Raw genomic sequence first — 17,861 nt, 5'->3', positions numbered from 1 at the left:
GATGCACGACACCTCCATGCGCCCCTCGCCGATCGTGCCCACCGTCGACCTCGACGCCGACGGCGTCCAGCACGGCTTCCTGCGCCTGCCCTACAGCCGCGATGAGTCCGCCTGGGGATCAGTCATGATTCCGATCGCGGTGATCCGCAACGCTGCGGGTCCCACCGCGCTGCTGACCGGCGGCAATCACGGCGACGAGTACGAGGGCCCGCTGGCACTGTTCGATCTGGCCCGTACCCTCGATCCCGGAACGGTGAGCGGCACCGTCATCATCCTGCCGGCGATGAACTATCCGGCGTTCCGGGCGGGCACCCGCACCTCGCCGATCGACAAGGGCAATCTCAACCGCAGCTTCCCGGGCCGGCCGGACGGAACGGTGACGGAGAAGATCGCCGATTTTGTCCAGCGCTATCTGCTTCCGCGCGCCGATTTCGTGCTCGACTTCCATTCTGGCGGGCGAACGCTCGACTTCCTGCCGTTCTGCGCGGCGCATGTGCTGGACGACAAGACTCAGGAAGAGAAGGCGTTCGCGGCGGTCGCGGCATTCGCGGCGCCCTACTCGGTCAGGATGCTCGAGATCGACGCCATGGGCATGTTCGACACGGCGGCCGAGGAGATGGGGAAGATCTTCATCACCACCGAACTCGGCGGCGGCGGCACCGCCCGCGCCGCGACCGTGCGGATCGCGCGGCGCGGCGCGATGAACTTCCTGCGCCATGCCGGCATCGTCGCCGGGCAGCCGGAAGCCGGCGAGACCACCTGGCTCGACATGCCGTCGGACGCGTGCTTCTGCTTCGCCGAGGACGACGGCATGATCGAGACGATGATCGACCTCGGTGATCCCGTGAACGAGGGCGATCTGATCGCCCGCATCCATCCGGTCGGCCGCACGGGTCTCGCCCCCCTCGACATCCGCGCGCGGATGTCCGGCCTTCTGGTCGCGCGCCACTTCCCCGGCCTGATCAAGGCCGGCGACTGCGCCTCGGTGATCGCGGTCCGCGTGACCTGAACGGAATTTCGATCAGACGCGCCACACGGGCCGAGGCGCGGGCGCCTCGGAAGCGCCGCTGAAACGCGCCCCGAACAACCGACCGCCCGGGCTTCAATGAGGCCGAGGCGCGGGCGCCTCGGAAGCGTATCAGAAGAATTTGATGATTTGATTGATATTAAAAGCTTCAATGAGGCCGAGGCGCGGGCGCCTCGGAAGCAATTGCTATCCGGTCCATGTGCAGTGCCACAAGGACAGCTTCAATGAGGCCGAGGCGCGGGCGCCTCGGAAGCCTTCGATAATATCCGAGAAGGAACCATCATTATATTGCTTCAATGAGGCCGAGGCGCGGGCGCCTCGGAAGCTACATAGTCAGCATCAACCACGGGAGAGTGACATGACGCTTCAATGAGGCCGAGGCGCGGGCGCCTCGGAACCCCGGTATTGGCATTCCGCAAGACGACGTGCGCCTCCAAGCTTCAATGAGGCCGAGGCGCGGGCGCCTCGGAAGCCTGCCTTGCTGCGCGACCGCCGAATAGCGCGTCGAAGCTTCAATGAGGCCGAGGCGCGGGCGCCTCGGAAGCTAACAGTTACATCTGGTGGTGGTGGGTTCTCTTATCACGCTTCAATGAGGCCGAGGCGCGGGCGCCTCGGAAGCCATGATGCCAAAGCAGCCAGTCCGCCAGTCAGAAATCGCTTCAATGAGGCCGAGGCGCGGGCGCCTCGGAAGCGAGGCTCGCTGATTTGGCGCGCGCTATCGGCGTGGAGCTTCAATGAGGCCGAGGCGCGGGCGCCTCGGAAGCAATGCGCAAATTTTCGGCGATGTGTGGGTCTACGGCGCTTCAATGAGGCCGAGGCGCGGGCGCCTCGGAAGCCGCGTCGAGTTCAAGCAGGCCAGACGCAGCCTGCCACGCTTCAATGAGGCCGAGGCGCGGGCGCCTCGGAAGCCCGCCGCGGGTCTTCGACCAATGCTTACGCGCCTCGGCGCTACAATGAGGCCGAGGCGCGGGCGCCTCGGAAGCATTTTATCTTGAGCAAAGTTAAATATATCTTGTGGGGCTTCAATGAGGCCGAGGCGCGGGCGCCTCGGAAGCCACGGGAGAAGACCCGATCTATCTGACGGCCATCCCGGCTTCAATGAGGCCGAGGCGCGGGCGCCTCGGAAGCGGCGCAGGGAAGCGACGAAATCGAGCGGCTGCGGGCGCTTCAATGAGGCCGAGGCGCGGGCGCCTCGGAAGCATCCGCCAAACTGGCTGCTGGGGCAATCGTCGCCGGGCTTCAATGAGGCCGAGGCGCGGGCGCCTCGGAAGCTCCAGCCGTCAGACGACAAATTACCGGCCGGATCCTCGCTTCAATGAGGCCGAGGCGCGGGCGCCTCGGAAGAATGTAAAGGTGATAATTATATCGAAATGGATATTGTGGGCTTCAATGAGGCCGAGGCGCGGGCGCCTCGGAAGCTCCGCCGAGACGAACCGCACAGCCGCCGGGGTTGCCAGGCTTCAATGAGGCCGAGGCGCGGGCGCCTCGGAAGTAGATGGAAGCGAGTTACGATAATTCTTGGTTATATGCTTCAATGAGGCCGAGGCGCGGGCGCCTCGGAAGCTGGCCGGCGCCGCAGGTTTCTCCCGGCCGGACAGGCGCTTCAATGAGGCCGAGGCGCGGGCGCCTCGGAAGCGCAGCGCCGTCTGATCGACGCGCATTTCGATTGTGCGGCTTCAATGAGGCCGAGGCGCGGGCGCCTCGGAAGCGGCGAGATAGCGCCGGTCGGCTCGGTGTTGTTGCAGCGCTTCAATGAGGCCGAGGCGCGGGCGCCTCGGATGCTTGTCGGGCAGGAGCCCGCCGTGATGCAGATCAGCACCGGCTTCAATGAGGCCGAGGCGCGGGCGCCTCGGATGCAGGCGTGGACCTCTGTGGCGTCGTCGCCGCCGGACGAGCTTCAATGAGGCCGAGGCGCGGGCGCCTCGGATGCTCCGCATGGATTCCGGGAGGCGAGGATCGTACGACACGCTTCAATGAGGCCGAGGCGCGGGCGCCTCGGATGCGGCGGGGACGTGATCTCCAATATTGAGACGTCTAACGGGCTTCAATGAGGCCGAGGCGCGGGCGCCTCGGATGCCCCGACGCTCGTATTCGCGGTCAATCGGGCGCACGCCGCTTCAATGAGGCCGAGGCGCGGGCGCCTCGGATGCCCATCACGGCCGCGCCATCATGGCGGTATATGACAGAGCTTCAATGAGGCCGAGGCGCGGGCGCCTCGGATGCGGCGAGACGGCGGCGGCAGGATGAGCGGTAGCGATGGTGCTTCAATGAGGCCGAGGCGCGGGCGCCTCGGATGCCCGCTGACGATCCAGCTCCATCAGTCGCCCCCGCATGCTTCAATGAGGCCGAGGCGCGGGCGCCTCGGATGCTGCGGTCACGTTGGAAATCAATTCTAATATTGTCCGGCTTCAATGAGGCCGAGGCGCGGGCGCCTCGGATGCGCCGCCGCCAAGGCTGAGATTCCGATAATCCGGAAGCTTCAATGAGGCCGAGGCGCGGGCGCCTCGGATGCATGGCCACTAGCCGGATTGATACTTGGCGGGCGGACGCTTCAATGAGGCCGAGGCGCGGGCGCCTCGGATGCCGGAATAACTTCATTCGTCAGCCTTACTTCTTTCGTGCTTCAATGAGGCCGAGGCGCGGGCGCCTCGGATGCCCTGCCGAGCACCGATTTCAGCCCCTCGACATTCTCGCTTCAATGAGGCCGAGGCGCGGGCGCCTCGGATGCCCAGGTCATCTGCGCGGGCTCGTACCTGATCGGGCCGCTTCAATGAGGCCGAGGCGCGGGCGCCTCGGATGCCATGAACAAGGTCGCGGCAATCGAGGCGATTGAGGCAGCTTCAATGAGGCCGAGGCGCGGGCGCCTCGGATGCCGATCAATTGATGGCAGGCTGAAAGGAGCCACGATATGCTTCAATGAGGCCGAGGCGCGGGCGCCTCGGATGCACGGCGACCAATCCGATCCGCGCCAAGCGGACCATTGCTTCAATGAGGCCGAGGCGCGGGCGCCTCGGATGCTATTCAGCAGCTACTGCGGCTACATTCACACTTCTACGGCTTCAATGAGGCCGAGGCGCGGGCGCCTCGGATGCTCAATATCAGGGCCGTACATGTCCGGGTCCGATACGCGCTTCAATGAGGCCGAGGCGCGGGCGCCTCGGATGCCACCATCGTCTCGGTCGAAGATGCGACGGGGTACGTGCTTCAATGAGGCCGAGGCGCGGGCGCCTCGGATGCTGCCATCCTACAAGGCTCTGGAGACCCACGCAATCTCGCTGAGCTTTCGACCGGTTGCAGGCATAGGCGCGCAAAGCCGACTGATCGATGTGGACGTGATCATGCTTACGATATCAAACAGCGTTTCATATCAATCACCTGGCAAGATTCGAGCGAGTCCGGCGTTCCGCGCAGCACGCCGCCGCTCGAACGTAGCCGGCGGCGGGATTCCCTTCGGCCGATCTCTCCCCGGCTTGTGCCAAGTCATCGGCAAACGTATCAGATTCCGCTAGATGATAGTAGCTCGGCGCTCCATCTTGGAGAAGGTCTTGCCGATGCTCTCGATCGCCAGGTCGATCGTCGACGCCGGCCCGACATCGATCAGCAGCACGTGGTCCTCGCCGTTCCTTATCAGCTCGCGCAGCCGCGTCTCGAGCTCGGCGCGGCGCCGCCGTGTGAGCCTGCACTGGAAGACGGAAAGCTGCAGCCACGCGCCATAGCCATGCATGGCCTTAAAGACGCGACGCCAGCGCTTCGGGTCGGAAATGTCGTAGGTGACAATGTAAAGATGTTCGTCCGTCATCGGGCCCCATCAGCGCGGCAGGAAATGCGGGTAGCTTGACAACTCGCCCAGCAGGAAGCGCGAGAGCAATCGCGCCTGCACCAGAAGCATGCGGCGCATGCTGACCTGATAGCCGAAGACAGGATGGGTCGTCTCCTGCGAAAGCCGGCGCTCGAAGGCTTCCAGGAAGCGGCGGCGCCCGGCTTGGGTGAGCGCGGTGCCTGTGACCGCCACCACGAAATCGTTCGGTCCGACTTCGCCGGTGTTGACCGCCGCCAGCACGACGGAATCGGCAATGATCGGGCGAAACGGCTCCATGAGATCAAGGGCCAATGCCGGGCGCCCGTAGCGCGGCGCGTGGTAGAAGCCGCGGTAGGGATCGAGACCGACCGAGGCCAGCGCAATCGTAAAGTGCCGGGTCAGCATGGCATAGCCGAGCGAGAGCATCGCATTGACCGGATCAGACGGCGGCCGACGGTTGCGCGCCTCGAAGCGGAACGCCGCGAGCGCGCCCGTGGCTTGCCTGTTCTCCGGAGGTTTCAACAGGCCGGCAAAAACCCGGAAATAGACGGCCGCAGCATCCCCTTCGATGCCGAGCAGCTGCGTCAGCGTGGTCGCCGCGCCGACGGCCCTTCGGGCGGCGGAGAGTCGGTCCAGAACCGCCTGCCGCTCCGCTGCCGTCCCGCGCCAGTTGCGGCGCAGCATGGTCCGCTGGTTGGTGATCTTCGCCGCAACCAGCTCCCTTGCGAATCTGAGGCACGCGGCCTCGTCGAAACTCATGCGATACTGTGCCGTACGGACCTCGACGTTGCGGTGACCGATACCGTGGGCGACGCCGCGGAACCAGCCGCCGTGACTGTGGAAGGTGACGGGAATCTCGCGTTCGAGCAGCGCCGTCAGCGCCGGCGTGGTGATCGAGACATTGCCGAACAGCGCGACATCCGAAATGTCGATGAGGCGCACCTGCGTCTCGCCCTTCTCCTCGTCGGTAATCTTGAGTGTCTCGCCCTCCTTGCCGATCCTCGCCCGCTGGGACTGGACGACGAGCGGAAGCGCCTCGTCGGGCGGAACGGCAATCATGCGCGGCGCGAGCGAAGCGCCTGACAGGGCGCGCACCTCATCCGGCAGGCACACTGTCACGAGCGCGCAGCGCGGACATTTCGGGCTATCTGCCAGCGGGGGCGGGATGCGGCTCTGCATCACCATCAGGCGCAACTCACTGACGGCTGTTCGCGTCGCCGTGCGGAGCGCATCGTCCAACACGATGCGCACACGCTCCCTGCTCTCGGCATAGTAGATGGCGCCCTCCTCGACGCGGTAGCCATGCTCCTCGAGCAGCAGCGCCTGCAGGCAGATCTGGATGCGCTCCGGCTCGTAGGCGCCTTGCGCCACATGCGGGCGTCTGCCGCGCTTGTAATCAACAGGCGTGACGACGCCATCCTGGGCCTCCGCGATGTCGAGCCTGGCGATGACGCCGAGCGTCGTGGAGGAGAGCGTGAGCGAGCGACTGACGATCCTGCTGGTTTCCTTTACATCATCTCCTTCAAGCGCCTGTGGCAGGGGAAGCGGTGCGCCAGGCCTGTCGACGCGCGCGTGTACGCGCTGGCCTTCGACCGTATCGCCCGTCTCCACCCATTCGCCTTGCGTCCACATCAGGTAGGCAAGTCGCCGGCAATAGACGAACTCGTTGACCATTCGCGCGGGGATCAGCGGCATGTCGCCGCTGACCGGCGGCGCGGGAAGGTGAAGTTCCAGCTGTGCATCGGTCGGCAATCTCAGCGCCTCCCCGCAAGTTCGAGACACCGGCAAGGCACGCCCGGGATTCATCAGTCCAAAGCAGCAAGCCTCCCGAGGCCGATCTGGCGGCTGGCGCCGACAACGATCCGCCCCGACACCTCCTCCGCACCGGTGATGACCACGTTCGAAGGAGGGAACGCCCTCGAATAGTAGCGCCTCCGAACCGTAATGCACGCGACAGTTGCGCATCCGCTCTGCACCGCGAGAGACCATTGGCGCGGCAGCGCGCATACGGCGTGCGGCGTCGAACAGACTGCCTGCGCCGGGCCGATCGACATCCGGGATTGACGCCATCCGGCCTGCTCGTTCCGGGGTCCGCAACCTGATGCTGGCTGGAGGTAACGGTTGGCGCCGCGTCACGCGTTGACCGATGCGCAATGGCTGGCGCGACTGTGGTCCGAGCCCCGTGGTGGCCCTCATTTGACTGTGGTGTCCGTCAAACGAGAAGGGAGACGGGCGATGCGGAAGAGCAGGCTCACCGAGGAACCGTTCATCGCGAACCTCGCTGGGCAGGAACGCGGGATGGCGACGGCGCAGGTGTGCCGTCGCCACGGGATCAGCTCGGCGACCTTCTACACGTGGAAGGCGAAGTCCGGCGGTCTGGACGTGTCGGACGCGCGCAAGCTGAAGACGCTGGAGACGGAGAACGCCCGGCTCAAGCGGCTCCTGGCGGAGGCCGAGGCGGACAAGACGGTCCTGAAGGACCTCCCGGGAAACGGCTGACGACGCCCCTGGAGAGGCAGGACGCGGCGCTGAAGCGATATCGAGGTTCGCTGTCACCCAGCGCCGTGCCTGCCGGCTGGTCGGCGTCGATCGGAAGACGGTGCGACGTGAGTGGGTTTCAGACCGCCTGGAGATCCGTGCGCGCATGCGCGAGATCGCAGCCGAGCGGCGGCGCTTCGGCTACCGCCGGATCGGTTGCTGCTCGAGCTGGAAGGTGCGCGCCTGAACCACGGGAAGCTGAGGCGGCTCTACCGGGAGGAAGGGCTGGCGGTGAAGCGCCGGCGCCGCCGCACGCGGACCAGCCTGGGCGGGAGCTGAATCACTCCCACTCGATCGTGCCAGGCGGCTTTGATGTGACGTCGTAGACGACCCGGTTCACGCCCTTGACCTCGTTGATGATCCGCGTCGCCGTGCGGCTGAGGAACGTCATGTCGAAGGGATAGAAATCCGCCGTCATGCCGTCGACCGAGGTGACCGCGCGCAGGGCCAGCACGAAGTCGTAGGTGCGGCCGTCGCCCATCACGCCCACGCTCTGGACCGGCAGCAGCACGGCAAAGGCCTGCCAGATCGCGTCATAGAGGCCGGCCTTGCGGATCTCGTCGAGATAGATCGCATCGGCCTTGCGGAGGATGTCGAGCTTCTCGCGGCTGATCGCGCCGGGACAGCGGATGGCAAGGCCCGGGCCCGGGAAGGGATGCCGGCCGACGAAGGCCTCGGGCAGGCCGAGCTCGCGGCCGAGCGCCCTCACCTCGTCCTTGAACAGCTCGCGCAGCGGCTCGACGAGCTTCAGGTTCATGCGTTCGGGCAGGCCACCCACATTGTGATGCGACTTGATGGTGACCGAAGGTCCGCCCATGAAGGAGACGGATTCGATCACGTCGGGATAGAGCGTGCCCTGGGCGAGGAATTCGGGCGGACCCTTGCCGTCCGCGGCAATCTTGCGGGCCTCCGCCTCGAACACGTCGATGAACAGCCGGCCGATGGTCTTGCGCTTGGTTTCCGGATCGGTGACGCCCTCGAGCGCGGCGAGAAAGGTGTCGGAGGCATCGACATGCACGAGCGGAATATTGTAGTGGCCGCGGAACAGGTCGACCACCTGGCGCGCCTCGTCCTGCCTCATCAGCCCGTGATCGACGAAGACGCAGGTAAGCCGGTCGCCGATTGCCTCGTGGATGAGAACGGCCGCGACGGAGGAATCGACGCCCCCCGACAGGCCGCAGATCACCCTGCCCTCGCCGACCTGCTCGCGGATGCGGGCGATCGCCTCGTCGCGATAGGCGGCCATGGTCCAGTCCGGACGGCAGCCACAGATGTCAACCACGAAACGGGCAAGCAGTCGCCCGCCGTCCGGCGTGTGGGAGACCTCGGGATGGAACATGGTGGTGTAGATGCGGCGCGTCTCGTCGGTGGCCACCGCGAAAGGCGCGTTCTCGGAGACCGCACGCACGCCGAAGCCGTCCGGCAAGCGTGTCACCCGGTCGCCGTGACTCATCCAGACCTGATGGCGCTCGCCGACGTTCCAGATTCCCTCGTAGAGCGCCGAAGGCTCCCTTATCTCGACGAAGGCGCGGCCGAATTCGGCGGCATGACCGCCTTCGACAGTGCCACCGAGCTGCTTTGCCGTCGTCTGCTGTCCGTAGCAGATGCCTAGGATCGGCAATCCGGCCGCGAAGATCTCCGGTGGCGCGGCCGGCGCATTGGCGTCCAGCACCGAGGCCGGTCCGCCGGACAGGATCACGCCCTTCGGCCGCATCCGCTCGAAGGCCGCCGCCGCGCTCTGAAACGGATGGATCTCGCAGTAGACCCCGGCCTCGCGCACGCGCCTTGCGATCAGCTGCGTGACCTGGCTGCCGAAATCGACGATCAGGATGGAATCGTGGGAATGTTTCGCCATCGCGGGCACATATTACGGACCTGGCACGCTGTCCAGCCGTTGCGAAGGTATTGAGATCGGCAGCGGCATGCTCGATCACGCCGACTGGCGCCGACCTCGGGACCGACCGGCGGTGGTCCGGCCCGTCACGGCGACGAGACGACAGCCATGACGGTCATCATCGCATGGACAGCAACCAATCGCCGCCGGACTCGCGGCGGCCACCGTACCGGCTCGGCATCGGCCTGCGAACCGGTTCCCCCGCCGACCATATGCTGAGCATTCAGGCGAACCACCAGGCATAGGCGCCAAGTGCGGCGGCCGTCCCTGCCGCAGCGGCCACCGCCGCGACGATCGCCACATGCAGCCAGAGGCGCAGCGTCGGGCAGGCGAAGGTGAGCAGCAGTGACGACGGCAGGATCGCCGCCGCCATGGCGAGGTTCGCCAGTGCCGCTGGCAGCCACCAGCTCTCCGGCGGAGCCAGCAGGTAGCCGAGCCCGGACAGCGCATGGCTCACCAGAAGGAACAGAAGGGTCCCCGGCAGCGCCGAGACGAGAAATGTCGCGGCCGCCAGCAGCACAGTCGCGGCAAGAGGCCAGAGCAGCCGTGACGGCCAGTGGATGCGGCCGGGGCGCAGGGCGCTCATGGCCGGATCAGTCGCACCGCTCGAACACCATCACGAGCCCGTCGTCGAGGTCGATCTCAATCAGGCGGCGGATGTTCCCCTCGACATCGCGGTCAAGGGCGAACATCGCCTTGCGGGTCGAGGATTCGCCCTCACCCGAGCAGGTCAGCTCGACACGCCAGGCATCACCCTCGCCGATCCGCTCCATCGCGTCGAAGGTGCACTGGCTCTCGTAACCCTCGATGTGGGGGAAGTCGATCATGATCGGCACCAGGTCGGTGGTGCCGCGCTCATTGCCGCAGATTTCGGGGTCGAATGCCCAGAAACCGTCGAAGGGCCCATGCGCGAGAGCCGGCACCACGCCGATCCAGAGCGCTGCGGCGAAGGCGAAGCGGGGAAATGGCATGGCGCCTCCTTCCTGTAACGAGTCAACAGCCATTGCAGCTGCGGCAGGTCCGGCAAAGCGAATCGGCGTGCCGGCTTGCCACAGGTTTCTCGCAGACGGATTCAGCCGGTTGGCGACGCGCCTTGCAAGCCTGATCGGCATGCGCGGCGCCGGCCGGCGCGCTCAGCTGCGGCGCAAGGCGGCGACGTAGAATCCGTCCGTACCGGTGCGCCGCGGTGTCATCTGCAGGCCGTGGCGGGTGGCCAGCGAAGGGTCGGCGAACCGGGCTCGTCCCGCGTCGGAAAGTGTTGCAGCTGCGACCAGATCGAGCGGAGGCACGACCGAGAAGTCGGGATGGCCGGCCAGAAACGCCTCGATGCGTCCGTCGTTCTCGACTGGCAGCACGGAACAGGTGACATACACCAGAATGCCGCCCGGCTTCGGCAACGGCGCTGCGGTTGCCAGCGTCGCGTCCTGCTCGGCGAGTCGCATCGCGAGCGCCGTCTCGCCGACCCGCCATTTCGAATCCGGCCGCCGCCGCCAGACACCGGTTCCGGTGCACGGGGCATCGACGAGCACCACGTCCATCCGGCCGACAAGGTCGCCGAGAACTGCCGGATCACCCGCCTCGCGCACCTGGGCGTTGCGTACGCCCGCCCGCTGCAGGCGCTCGTGAATGCCGGCGAGACGACGGCGGTCGCTGTCCCAGGCGTAGACCTGCCCCTTGTTCTGCATGGCGGCTGCCATCGCCAGGGTCTTGCCGCCGGCGCCTGCGCAGATGTCGGCGACCTGCAGACCGGGCGCAGCGCCCGCAAGCAGCGCGGCCAATTGCGATCCCTCGTCCTGAAGTTCGAACCAGCCCTTGCGGTAGCCGGCCTCCGCTTCAACATGGGGTTGGCGCGACGGCCCCGACCCGGGCTCCAGTCTCAGCCCGACCGGCGACAGCGGAGTCTGCGCCGGCGCCAAGCGGGCGAGCGCCTTCACGACCTTGGCGCGATCGGCCTTCAGCGTATTGACGCGCAGATCGACCGGCGCCCTTGCCGCGAGCGCCGCGCCTTCAGCGGCAGCCTCGCCGCCGAAGGCCTGGGCGAAGGCGGGTGCCAACCACTCCGGGTAGTCGCCCCGCACCCAATCCGGCGCACCCTCGAGCGTCGCGGTACGCAGTGCCACGCGCTCGCGGTCGGTCAGGGGCTGCGGGGAGTGGCGGTCGGATGCAAGGACCACGTCCAGCCGATCGGGGTTCACATCCCAAACGAAGCGATAGGCGCCGAGCACCAGCGCGCGGGGCGTGTCCTCGCCCATGCGCCAAGCGATCGAGGCGCGGCGGCGCAACGCGTCGAAGACGAGGCTGCCGAGCGCGGCGCGATCGCCGGACCCGGCGAAGCGGTGGCTGGTGCCCCAGTCCCTCAGCGCCTCGGAGGCGGGACGGTGGTGGGTCTCAATATCGGTGAGGACGTCGATCGCCGCCGCGATGATGCCGCCGTGTTTCATCTCCGGCATCTCATCGGGCAAGGCTGCCGAGGACGATCAGCACACCGTGCGCCGTCAGCAGGCCGATCAGGACGAGACCGACCCCGAACACGCGCAACCGAAGCATGACATCCGAGGTGCGGATGTGGACGGCCGCGTGGACGACCCGAACCGCCACGAAGGCCCAGGCGACGATGACATCGAACATCGTCACCCGGTTGACCGCGACCAGCATCAGCACCAGCGCATAGAACAGGACCGGCAACTCGAACTGATTGGCGACGTTGCGGGTGATGCGACCGAGGTACTCCGGTTCGTCCCTGACCACGACATACTGCGAGACCGTCACCTCGCCACGCCGCGCCGCCGCGTACCGCGCGCGCACCAGCACAGCATAGACGACGATGGTCAGGATGACCTGGGCGAGCAGCGCAGACAGGATGAGGGTCGTGTTGAGCGGCATCAGATCGCGCCCGGATAGTTCGGGCTCTCGCGGGTGATGGTGACGTCGTGGGCGTGGCTTTCACGCAGCGCCGACGGCGAAATGCGCAGGAACCTGGCGCGGGCATGGAACTCGGCGATGGTGGCCGATCCGGTATAGCCCATCGCCGCGCGCAGGCCGCCGACCAGCTGGTGGATGACACTCGCCAACGGCCCCTTGTAAGGCACCTGGCCCTCGACGCCTTCCGGCACGAGCTTCAGCGAATCCTTGACTTCCTGCTGGAAATACCGGTCGGCCGAACCGCGCGCCATGGCGCCGACCGAGCCCATGCCGCGATAGGCCTTGTAGCTGCGGCCCTGATAGAGAAACACCTCGCCGGGGCTCTCTTCGGTGCCGGCGAACAGCGAGCCGATCATGGCGCATTCGGCGCCCGCCGCGATCGCCTTGGCGAGGTCGCCCGAATACTTGATGCCGCCGTCGGCGATCACCGGGATGTCGGCCTTGCGGGCGACCTCGACCGCCTCGAGGATCGCGGTGAGCTGCGGCACGCCGACGCCCGCGACGATGCGGGTCGTGCAGATCGAGCCGGGGCCGATGCCGACCTTCACGGCGTCGGCGCCGGCGTCGATCAGAGCCTGCGTGCCCTCGCCGGTTGCGACATTGCCCGCAATCACTTGGACGGCGTTGGACAGCCGCTTGATGCGGCCGACCGTGTCGAGCACGCTCTGCGAATGGCCGTGTGCGGTATCGACGACGATGACGTCGACGCCGGCGTCGATCAGCATCTCCGAGCGGGCGAAACCGCTGTCGCCGACGGTTGTCGCGGCCGCAACCCGCAGCCGCCCCTGCTCGTCCTTTGCCGAATTGGGATGCAGCCGCGCCTTCTCGATGTCCTTGACCGTGACGAGACCGATGCAGCGATAGTGCTCGTCAACCACCAGAAGCTTCTCGATGCGATGCTGGTGCAGCAGACGCTTCGCCTCCTCCTGGCTGACCGTCTCGCGGACGGTGACCAGTCGCTCCCGGGTCATCAGTTCGGACACCGGCTGGTCGGGATTGGTGGCGAATCGCACGTCGCGGTTCGTCAGGATGCCGACAAGGCGAGTCTGCTCGCCGTTGCCGTTGCGCTCGACCACCGGGATGCCTGAAATGCCATGGTCGCGCATCAGCGCCAGCGCGTCGGCCAAGGTCGCGTCGGGCGTGATGGTGAGCGGGTTCACCACCATCCCCGACTCGAACTTCTTGACCTGGCGGACTTCCTCGGCCTGCCGTTCGGGATCGAGATTGCGGTGGATGACGCCGATGCCGCCGGCCTGTGCCATGGCGATGGCAAGCCGCGCTTCGGTCACCGTGTCCATCGCTGCGGACAGGACGGGAATGTTGAGCCGGATCGTGCGCGTCAGCCGGGTCGAGGTGTCCACCTCGCCGGGCATCACGGTCGAATGCCCCGGCCGCAGCAGCACGTCATCGAAGGTGAGCGCCACGTTGCCGAAAGCGTGGGTCGCAAGCCCCCGCATCGGATCCGTCGGGCCAGTGTCGATCATCGCCAACTCCGGAAAGCGGGACCCGGCGGCCTCGGCAGGTACCTGCCGGGGGCGAGTCGGATCGTGTCGGAAAAGATTGGCGCCGGTGATTAGCACGTCGACGGCGCGGGCGGAAGGGCGTCGCATTCCCGAATGGGCGTGGTGCGCGTCAATTCAGCGCCCGTCGGTTGCTGCACCGTTCCCGGCTCCGAGGCCTGATCGCGGTCAGCAAAGAACCTGCTCTCCGCAGGTCATCGCGGACGGCGACGCCGATCTGGCATCGCGATCCCGCAACGTCGGCAGGATGGCCGGGGCGAGATGCTGTCTGTCGGCAATCCACGTCCCAGCCGCGCCGAAACAAGCACCCCGACCGCCCTGCTATCGCGGTCTCACTGAAGCCCCTCCCCTGTTTGTTCCGGAGCGCACCGCGCGCCGCACCCCGGCAATTCTACCTCGCGTCGCGCCTTGCCTGGGCGACAGCCCCGGCCTTGCGCTGGCGGCCGCGCTCCATCGGATTGACGAGGCTCTCGGCGCGCCGATTGGCGATGTTGCGCATGCCCTCGCGGGCATGGCGGCGGTTGAAGTCCGGACCCTGATCGGCCGCGGCGGCGCGCTTCATCATGAGCGCCTTGCGGGCATTGTCGGCGAGCTCGGCGCGCGCGGCAAGGCGCCGGCGCCGCTCGACCTCGCTGTTCAGCCTGCGCACCGTGCTCGCCAGCACGGCGAACTTCAGCCTGGACCCATCGTCGACGGCCGATGCCGTGGCGCCCTTCGGCGCCCCCTTTCCGCGCATCTCGCGGCGGCGCCGGTTCGCCTGCGCCTGTGCCTTGTCGCGGCGCTCGCGCACCAGCTTCACGAGGCTTGCCAGTTCGGCGTCGGGAATCTCCTGCAGCATCGGGTGGTGGGATTTCTCGACGAGTTCACGCTCGTCCGCGCTGAGCGCCCGCGCCTCAACCTTCTGCGATATCGCCATCGTCTGCCGGTCCTCCTGTGGTTGATGATCCCGTCGTCCTCGGCAAACGCGCAGGGGCGGGTCAGGTTCGCTTCAGCGCTTCCAGCCGATCAGCCGGCCTCCCCCGAGCACGCCGGAGCCGATCGCCTCGACGAAGAACTCGTAGTTGCGGATATAGGTGTCGAAACGCTCCCGGCCAAAGCGGGCCACGGTCTCGCGCTCGAGCGAGCGGAACATCTCGAGCCGCTCGACGAGAATGCCCCGCCATTCCGCCGACAGGTCCGTGGCCTGCACGTCGACGAAGCCTGCGCCCTTCATAAGCTCCACATAGTCGAACAGACTGACGAGCTTGGGCGCCGCAAAGGTCTCGGCGAAGAAGGCGCGCGCATCCGGCCCGAGCGTCTCCGTCGCGGTCCAATCCGTGAAGCCGAGGGCGCCGCCGGGCTTGAGCACCCGGAAGCAGCCGGCGAACAGGCTCTCCCGGTCGGCGATATGCAGGAACGCTTCCTGGCTGATCGCCCGGTCGAAGCGGGCCTCGCCGAGGTCGAGTCGGGTGGCATCACCGACGCTGAATGTCACCCTGTCGCCGAGCCCGACCATCTCGGTCAGCCGCTGCGCGCCGAGGACACGGGACTCGGTCAGGTCAATCCCGTGGACGCTCACCCCGTGCCGGTAGGCAAGATAGCGGCTGGTGCCGCCGAGCCCCGAGCATATGTCGAGCACGCGCATGCCTGGCATGATGCGCAGCGCCGCGACGAGCATGTCGGTGGCCGCCGTTCCGCCGTAGTGATCCTGGTCGTGGCGCGACAGATGCTCGGGCCGGATCTGGTCAGGGGCGATGCCGTCTGCCTCGACCTTCTCGATAATCTCGCTCGCGTTGATCGGGTGCTCGTCGTAGAAGGTCTGAAGGCTGATCATCGCGCTTTTCGCTGTTGTTCGCTTCGCTGCGCGGATCGGGCCGCCGCGGCCGTCGGCGCCCGACCAGCGTCAGTCGATCTGCTCGACATGCGCTGCCTGGTCGGGAACGAACTTCACGCGGTAGATCGCATTGGAGCAGGTCAGGATCCAGGCCTGTTCGCCCGGCGTCGTGTCGGCCCCGTCGCGGCTGGCGCCTTCGACGGTGTCGCAGGTAAAGCCCTGACTGCGGATCTGGTCGGCAACGATGCCCGGCGGCGTGTCTGCGCCCTGTGCAAGCGCGGGCATTGCGAGGCCAAAGGCGCACAGCGCCAGGCCAAGGCCCGTTACAGCGTATATGGGCATCGCGATCTCCCAGGATTCCGGATCTGGCAATGGCCCAGCGTGGCCAATGCGGCCGCCCGAGGCAATCTCTGAAGCGATCAACCTCTGAATCGATCGACGGCTCATTGCTTGAGCTTGTAGCCGCTTCTGAAGATCCAGGCCACGATCGCAAGTCCTATCGCGAGAAACACGAGGGTCATGGCGAGGCTCACCCCGAAGCTGACATCCGACATGTCGTAGAAGCTCCACCGGAAGCCGGACACCAGATAGACGACCGGATTGGCGAGCGAGATCTGCTGCCAGACCGGCGGCAGCATCTCGATCGAATAAAAGGTCCCGCCGAGGAAGGCCAACGGCGTGACGATCAGCAGCGGCACGAGCTGGAGCTGCTCGAAATTCTCCGCCCAGATGCCGATGATGAAACCGAACAGGCTGAAGGTGACCGCAGTCAGCACCAGGAACACCAGCATCCAGACCGGATGCTCGATGTGCAGCGGTACGAACAGGCTGGCGGTCGCCAGGATGATCAGGCCGAGAATGATCGACTTGGTGGCCGCCGCGCCGACATAGGCGATAACGATCTCGAGATACGAGACCGGCGCCGACAGGATCTCGTAGATCGTCCCGACAAAGCGCGGGAAATAGATGCCGAACGAGGCGTTCGACAGGCTCTGGGTGAACAGCATCAGCATGATCAGACCCGGCACGATGAAGGCGCCGTAGCTGACCCCGTCGATCTCGGTGATGCGCGAACCGATCGCCGCGCCGAACACGACGAAATAGAGCGAGGTGGAAATCACCGGAGAGACGACGCTCTGCAACAACGTGCGGCGCATGCGCGCCATCTCGAACCGGTAGATCGTGCGGATCGCGACGAGGTTCATTGCCGTTTGCTCACAAGACTGACAAAGATCTCCTCGAGCGAGCTCTGGCTCGTGTGGAGATCGCGGAATCGGATGCCGGCTGCGGCGAGATCGCGCAAGAGCGAGGTGATGCCGGTGCGCTCGGCCCGGGTGTCGTAGCGGTAGGTCAGTGCGGTGCCGTCGTCCGACAGCACCAGCCCGTAGGCGGCGAGGTCCGGCGGAATCGCCGTCAGCGGTTCGAACAGGTGCAGGACCAGTTCCTTCCTGCCGAGCTTGCGCATCAGTTCGGCCTTCTCCTCGACGAGGATCAGCTCGCCCCGGTTCACCACGCCGACCCGATCGGCCATCTCCTCGGCCTCTTCGATATAGTGGGTGGTCAGGATCACGGTGACGCCGCCCCGGCGCAGTTCGCGCACGAGGTTCCACATGTCGCGCCGCAGTTCCACGTCCACGCCCGCCGTCGGCTCGTCGAGGAACAGGATCTGCGGCTCGTGTGACAGCGCCTTGGCAATCATCACTCGTCGCTTCATGCCGCCCGACAGCGTCATGATTTTCTGGTCCTTCTTGTCCCACAGCGACAGCTGCCGGAGGACCTTCTCGATATGGGCGGGATCGGCCCGGCGGCCGAACAGCCCACGGCTGAACGAAACCGTCGCCCAAACCGTCTCGAAGGCATCGGTGGTCAGTTCCTGCGGCACCAGCCCGATCATCGAGCGGGCCGCGCGGTAATCCTCGATGATGTCGTGGCCACCGACGCTGACGCGCCCGCCGGTAGGTGTGACAATGCCGCAGACGATCGAAATCAGCGTCGTCTTGCCCGCGCCATTGGGTCCGAGCAGGGCGAAGATCTCGCCCCGCCGAATGTCGAGATCGACGCGCTTGAGCGCCTGGAATCCGTTGGCATAGGTCTTCGTCAGACCGGAGACGGAGATGATCGGCTGCATGATCGGACGCAGGGCTGGAGATCCTTGGGACGTGGGCGGGTCGTCGGGCCCCTCGACCGGCACACGCCGGCGGAATGCGGAAGGGCTCGGGACTGGAGGCAGCGGATATCTGGTGCGGGCGGAAGCGGCGGCAAGGCCGGCATGTGCCGGATCGCAGCGCGCCGCCGACGCAAAGCCGGGACGCAGTCCGCTTCGCAAGCGCCCCCCCCATCACATGGTT

The 17,861-nt window shown here is 66.5% G+C and carries 14 protein-coding genes, 1 pseudogene and 1 CRISPR repeat array; of the genes and pseudogenes, 2 read left to right on the top strand and 13 right to left on the bottom strand.

Annotated elements, in window-relative coordinates; genetic code table 11:
* Position 1 precedes the first annotated feature (1 nt).
* Complete coding sequence (gene doeB / locus EDC22_RS16650) at positions 2 to 1,009, top strand: N(2)-acetyl-L-2,4-diaminobutanoate deacetylase DoeB (RefSeq protein ID WP_132807808.1); 1,008 nt, start codon at positions 2 to 4, stop codon at positions 1,007 to 1,009.
* Positions 1,010 to 1,027: 18 nt separating this feature from the next.
* A CRISPR array of direct repeats spans positions 1,028 to 4,264; the repeat unit is 36 nt; unit sequence GCTTCAATGAGGCCGAGGCGCGGGCGCCTCGGATGC.
* A gap of 268 nt (positions 4,265 to 4,532) precedes the next feature.
* Here doeB and cas2 read toward each other — a convergent pair.
* On the bottom strand, positions 4,533 to 4,826 hold the full coding sequence (gene cas2 / locus EDC22_RS16645) for a CRISPR-associated endonuclease Cas2 (protein ID WP_132807807.1): 294 nt from the start codon (positions 4,824 to 4,826) through the stop codon (positions 4,533 to 4,535).
* A 9-nt stretch (positions 4,827 to 4,835) separates the two neighbouring features.
* On the bottom strand, positions 4,836 to 6,578 hold the full coding sequence (gene cas4g/cas1g / locus EDC22_RS16640) for a CRISPR-associated endonuclease Cas4g/Cas1g (RefSeq protein ID WP_245499814.1): 1,743 nt from the start codon (positions 6,576 to 6,578) through the stop codon (positions 4,836 to 4,838).
* 483 nt (positions 6,579 to 7,061) lie between these two features.
* On the opposite strand from cas4g/cas1g, the pseudogene EDC22_RS18145 reads away from it, so the two are divergent.
* A pseudogene (locus EDC22_RS18145) lies at positions 7,062 to 7,622 on the top strand (transposase); the annotation flags it as partial.
* Between the two features lie 22 nt (positions 7,623 to 7,644).
* Here the strand turns inward: EDC22_RS18145 and guaA are convergent.
* The 11 genes from guaA to EDC22_RS16580 form a co-directional block, all read right to left on the bottom strand.
* Positions 7,645 to 9,219, bottom strand: coding sequence for a glutamine-hydrolyzing GMP synthase (gene guaA, locus EDC22_RS16630; protein WP_132807804.1), 1,575 nt, complete (start codon positions 9,217 to 9,219; stop codon positions 7,645 to 7,647).
* Positions 9,220 to 9,481: 262 nt separating this feature from the next.
* Complete coding sequence (locus EDC22_RS16625) at positions 9,482 to 9,844, bottom strand: hypothetical protein (protein WP_132807803.1); 363 nt, start codon at positions 9,842 to 9,844, stop codon at positions 9,482 to 9,484.
* Positions 9,845 to 9,851: 7 nt separating this feature from the next.
* Positions 9,852 to 10,229, bottom strand: a complete 378-nt coding sequence (locus tag EDC22_RS16620; protein ID WP_132807802.1) for a hypothetical protein — start codon at positions 10,227 to 10,229, stop codon at positions 9,852 to 9,854.
* 162 nt (positions 10,230 to 10,391) lie between these two features.
* On the bottom strand, positions 10,392 to 11,699 hold the full coding sequence (locus EDC22_RS16615) for an RsmB/NOP family class I SAM-dependent RNA methyltransferase (RefSeq protein ID WP_132807801.1): 1,308 nt from the start codon (positions 11,697 to 11,699) through the stop codon (positions 10,392 to 10,394).
* A gap of 10 nt (positions 11,700 to 11,709) precedes the next feature.
* Complete coding sequence (locus tag EDC22_RS16610) at positions 11,710 to 12,141, bottom strand: MAPEG family protein (protein WP_132807800.1); 432 nt, start codon at positions 12,139 to 12,141, stop codon at positions 11,710 to 11,712.
* Positions 12,141 to 13,637, bottom strand: coding sequence for an IMP dehydrogenase (gene guaB / locus EDC22_RS16605; RefSeq protein ID WP_132807827.1), 1,497 nt, complete (start codon positions 13,635 to 13,637; stop codon positions 12,141 to 12,143). The genes EDC22_RS16610 and guaB overlap by 1 nt, the downstream gene beginning before the upstream one ends.
* A 454-nt stretch (positions 13,638 to 14,091) precedes the next feature.
* Entirely contained in the window at positions 14,092 to 14,616 is a 525-nt protein-coding gene (locus EDC22_RS16600; RefSeq protein ID WP_132807799.1) for a hypothetical protein, read from the bottom strand.
* A gap of 72 nt (positions 14,617 to 14,688) precedes the next feature.
* Positions 14,689 to 15,513 carry a class I SAM-dependent methyltransferase gene (locus EDC22_RS16595; protein ID WP_132807798.1) on the bottom strand — a complete coding sequence of 275 codons (825 nt, stop codon included), beginning with the start codon at positions 15,511 to 15,513 and terminating at the stop codon, positions 14,689 to 14,691.
* Positions 15,514 to 15,582: 69 nt separating this feature from the next.
* Complete coding sequence (locus EDC22_RS16590; protein WP_245499813.1) at positions 15,583 to 15,855, bottom strand: hypothetical protein; 273 nt, start codon at positions 15,853 to 15,855, stop codon at positions 15,583 to 15,585.
* A gap of 101 nt (positions 15,856 to 15,956) precedes the next feature.
* On the bottom strand, positions 15,957 to 16,718 hold the full coding sequence (locus EDC22_RS16585) for an ABC transporter permease (RefSeq protein WP_132807797.1): 762 nt from the start codon (positions 16,716 to 16,718) through the stop codon (positions 15,957 to 15,959).
* On the bottom strand, positions 16,715 to 17,641 hold the full coding sequence (locus EDC22_RS16580; RefSeq protein WP_132807796.1) for an ABC transporter ATP-binding protein: 927 nt from the start codon (positions 17,639 to 17,641) through the stop codon (positions 16,715 to 16,717). The genes EDC22_RS16585 and EDC22_RS16580 overlap by 4 nt, the downstream gene beginning before the upstream one ends.
* Between the last annotated feature and the right edge of the window lie 220 nt (positions 17,642 to 17,861).

Origin of the sequence: Tepidamorphus gemmatus (genome assembly GCF_004346195.1) — a bacterium.
GTDB classification, from domain to species: Bacteria; Pseudomonadota; Alphaproteobacteria; order Rhizobiales; family Tepidamorphaceae; genus Tepidamorphus; species Tepidamorphus gemmatus.
The sequence above is the reverse complement of the archived record's forward strand: the minus strand, read 5'-3'. Positions and strand labels throughout refer to the sequence as shown.

What these genes read in the sequence shown, in the direction of transcription:
- EDC22_RS16585 (WP_132807797.1), bottom strand. Translation starts at nt 16,718, where the DNA reads ATGAACCTCGTCGCGATCCGCACGATCTACCGGTTCGAGATGGCGCGC.
- EDC22_RS16625 (WP_132807803.1), bottom strand. Translation starts at nt 9,844, where the DNA reads ATGAGCGCCCTGCGCCCCGGCCGCATCCACTGGCCGTCACGGCTGCTC.
- EDC22_RS16620 (WP_132807802.1), bottom strand. Translation starts at nt 10,229, where the DNA reads ATGCCATTTCCCCGCTTCGCCTTCGCCGCAGCGCTCTGGATCGGCGTG.
- cas2 (WP_132807807.1), bottom strand. Translation starts at nt 4,826, where the DNA reads ATGACGGACGAACATCTTTACATTGTCACCTACGACATTTCCGACCCG.
- EDC22_RS16600 (WP_132807799.1), bottom strand. Translation starts at nt 14,616, where the DNA reads ATGGCGATATCGCAGAAGGTTGAGGCGCGGGCGCTCAGCGCGGACGAG.
- EDC22_RS16590 (WP_245499813.1), bottom strand. Translation starts at nt 15,855, where the DNA reads ATGCCCATATACGCTGTAACGGGCCTTGGCCTGGCGCTGTGCGCCTTT.
- EDC22_RS16580 (WP_132807796.1), bottom strand. Translation starts at nt 17,641, where the DNA reads ATGCAGCCGATCATCTCCGTCTCCGGTCTGACGAAGACCTATGCCAAC.
- guaB (WP_132807827.1), bottom strand. Translation starts at nt 13,637, where the DNA reads ATGCGGGGGCTTGCGACCCACGCTTTCGGCAACGTGGCGCTCACCTTC.
- doeB (WP_132807808.1), top strand. Translation starts at nt 2, where the DNA reads ATGCACGACACCTCCATGCGCCCCTCGCCGATCGTGCCCACCGTCGAC.
- guaA (WP_132807804.1), bottom strand. Translation starts at nt 9,219, where the DNA reads ATGGCGAAACATTCCCACGATTCCATCCTGATCGTCGATTTCGGCAGC.
- EDC22_RS16595 (WP_132807798.1), bottom strand. Translation starts at nt 15,513, where the DNA reads ATGATCAGCCTTCAGACCTTCTACGACGAGCACCCGATCAACGCGAGC.
- EDC22_RS16615 (WP_132807801.1), bottom strand. Translation starts at nt 11,699, where the DNA reads ATGAAACACGGCGGCATCATCGCGGCGGCGATCGACGTCCTCACCGAT.
- EDC22_RS16610 (WP_132807800.1), bottom strand. Translation starts at nt 12,141, where the DNA reads ATGCCGCTCAACACGACCCTCATCCTGTCTGCGCTGCTCGCCCAGGTC.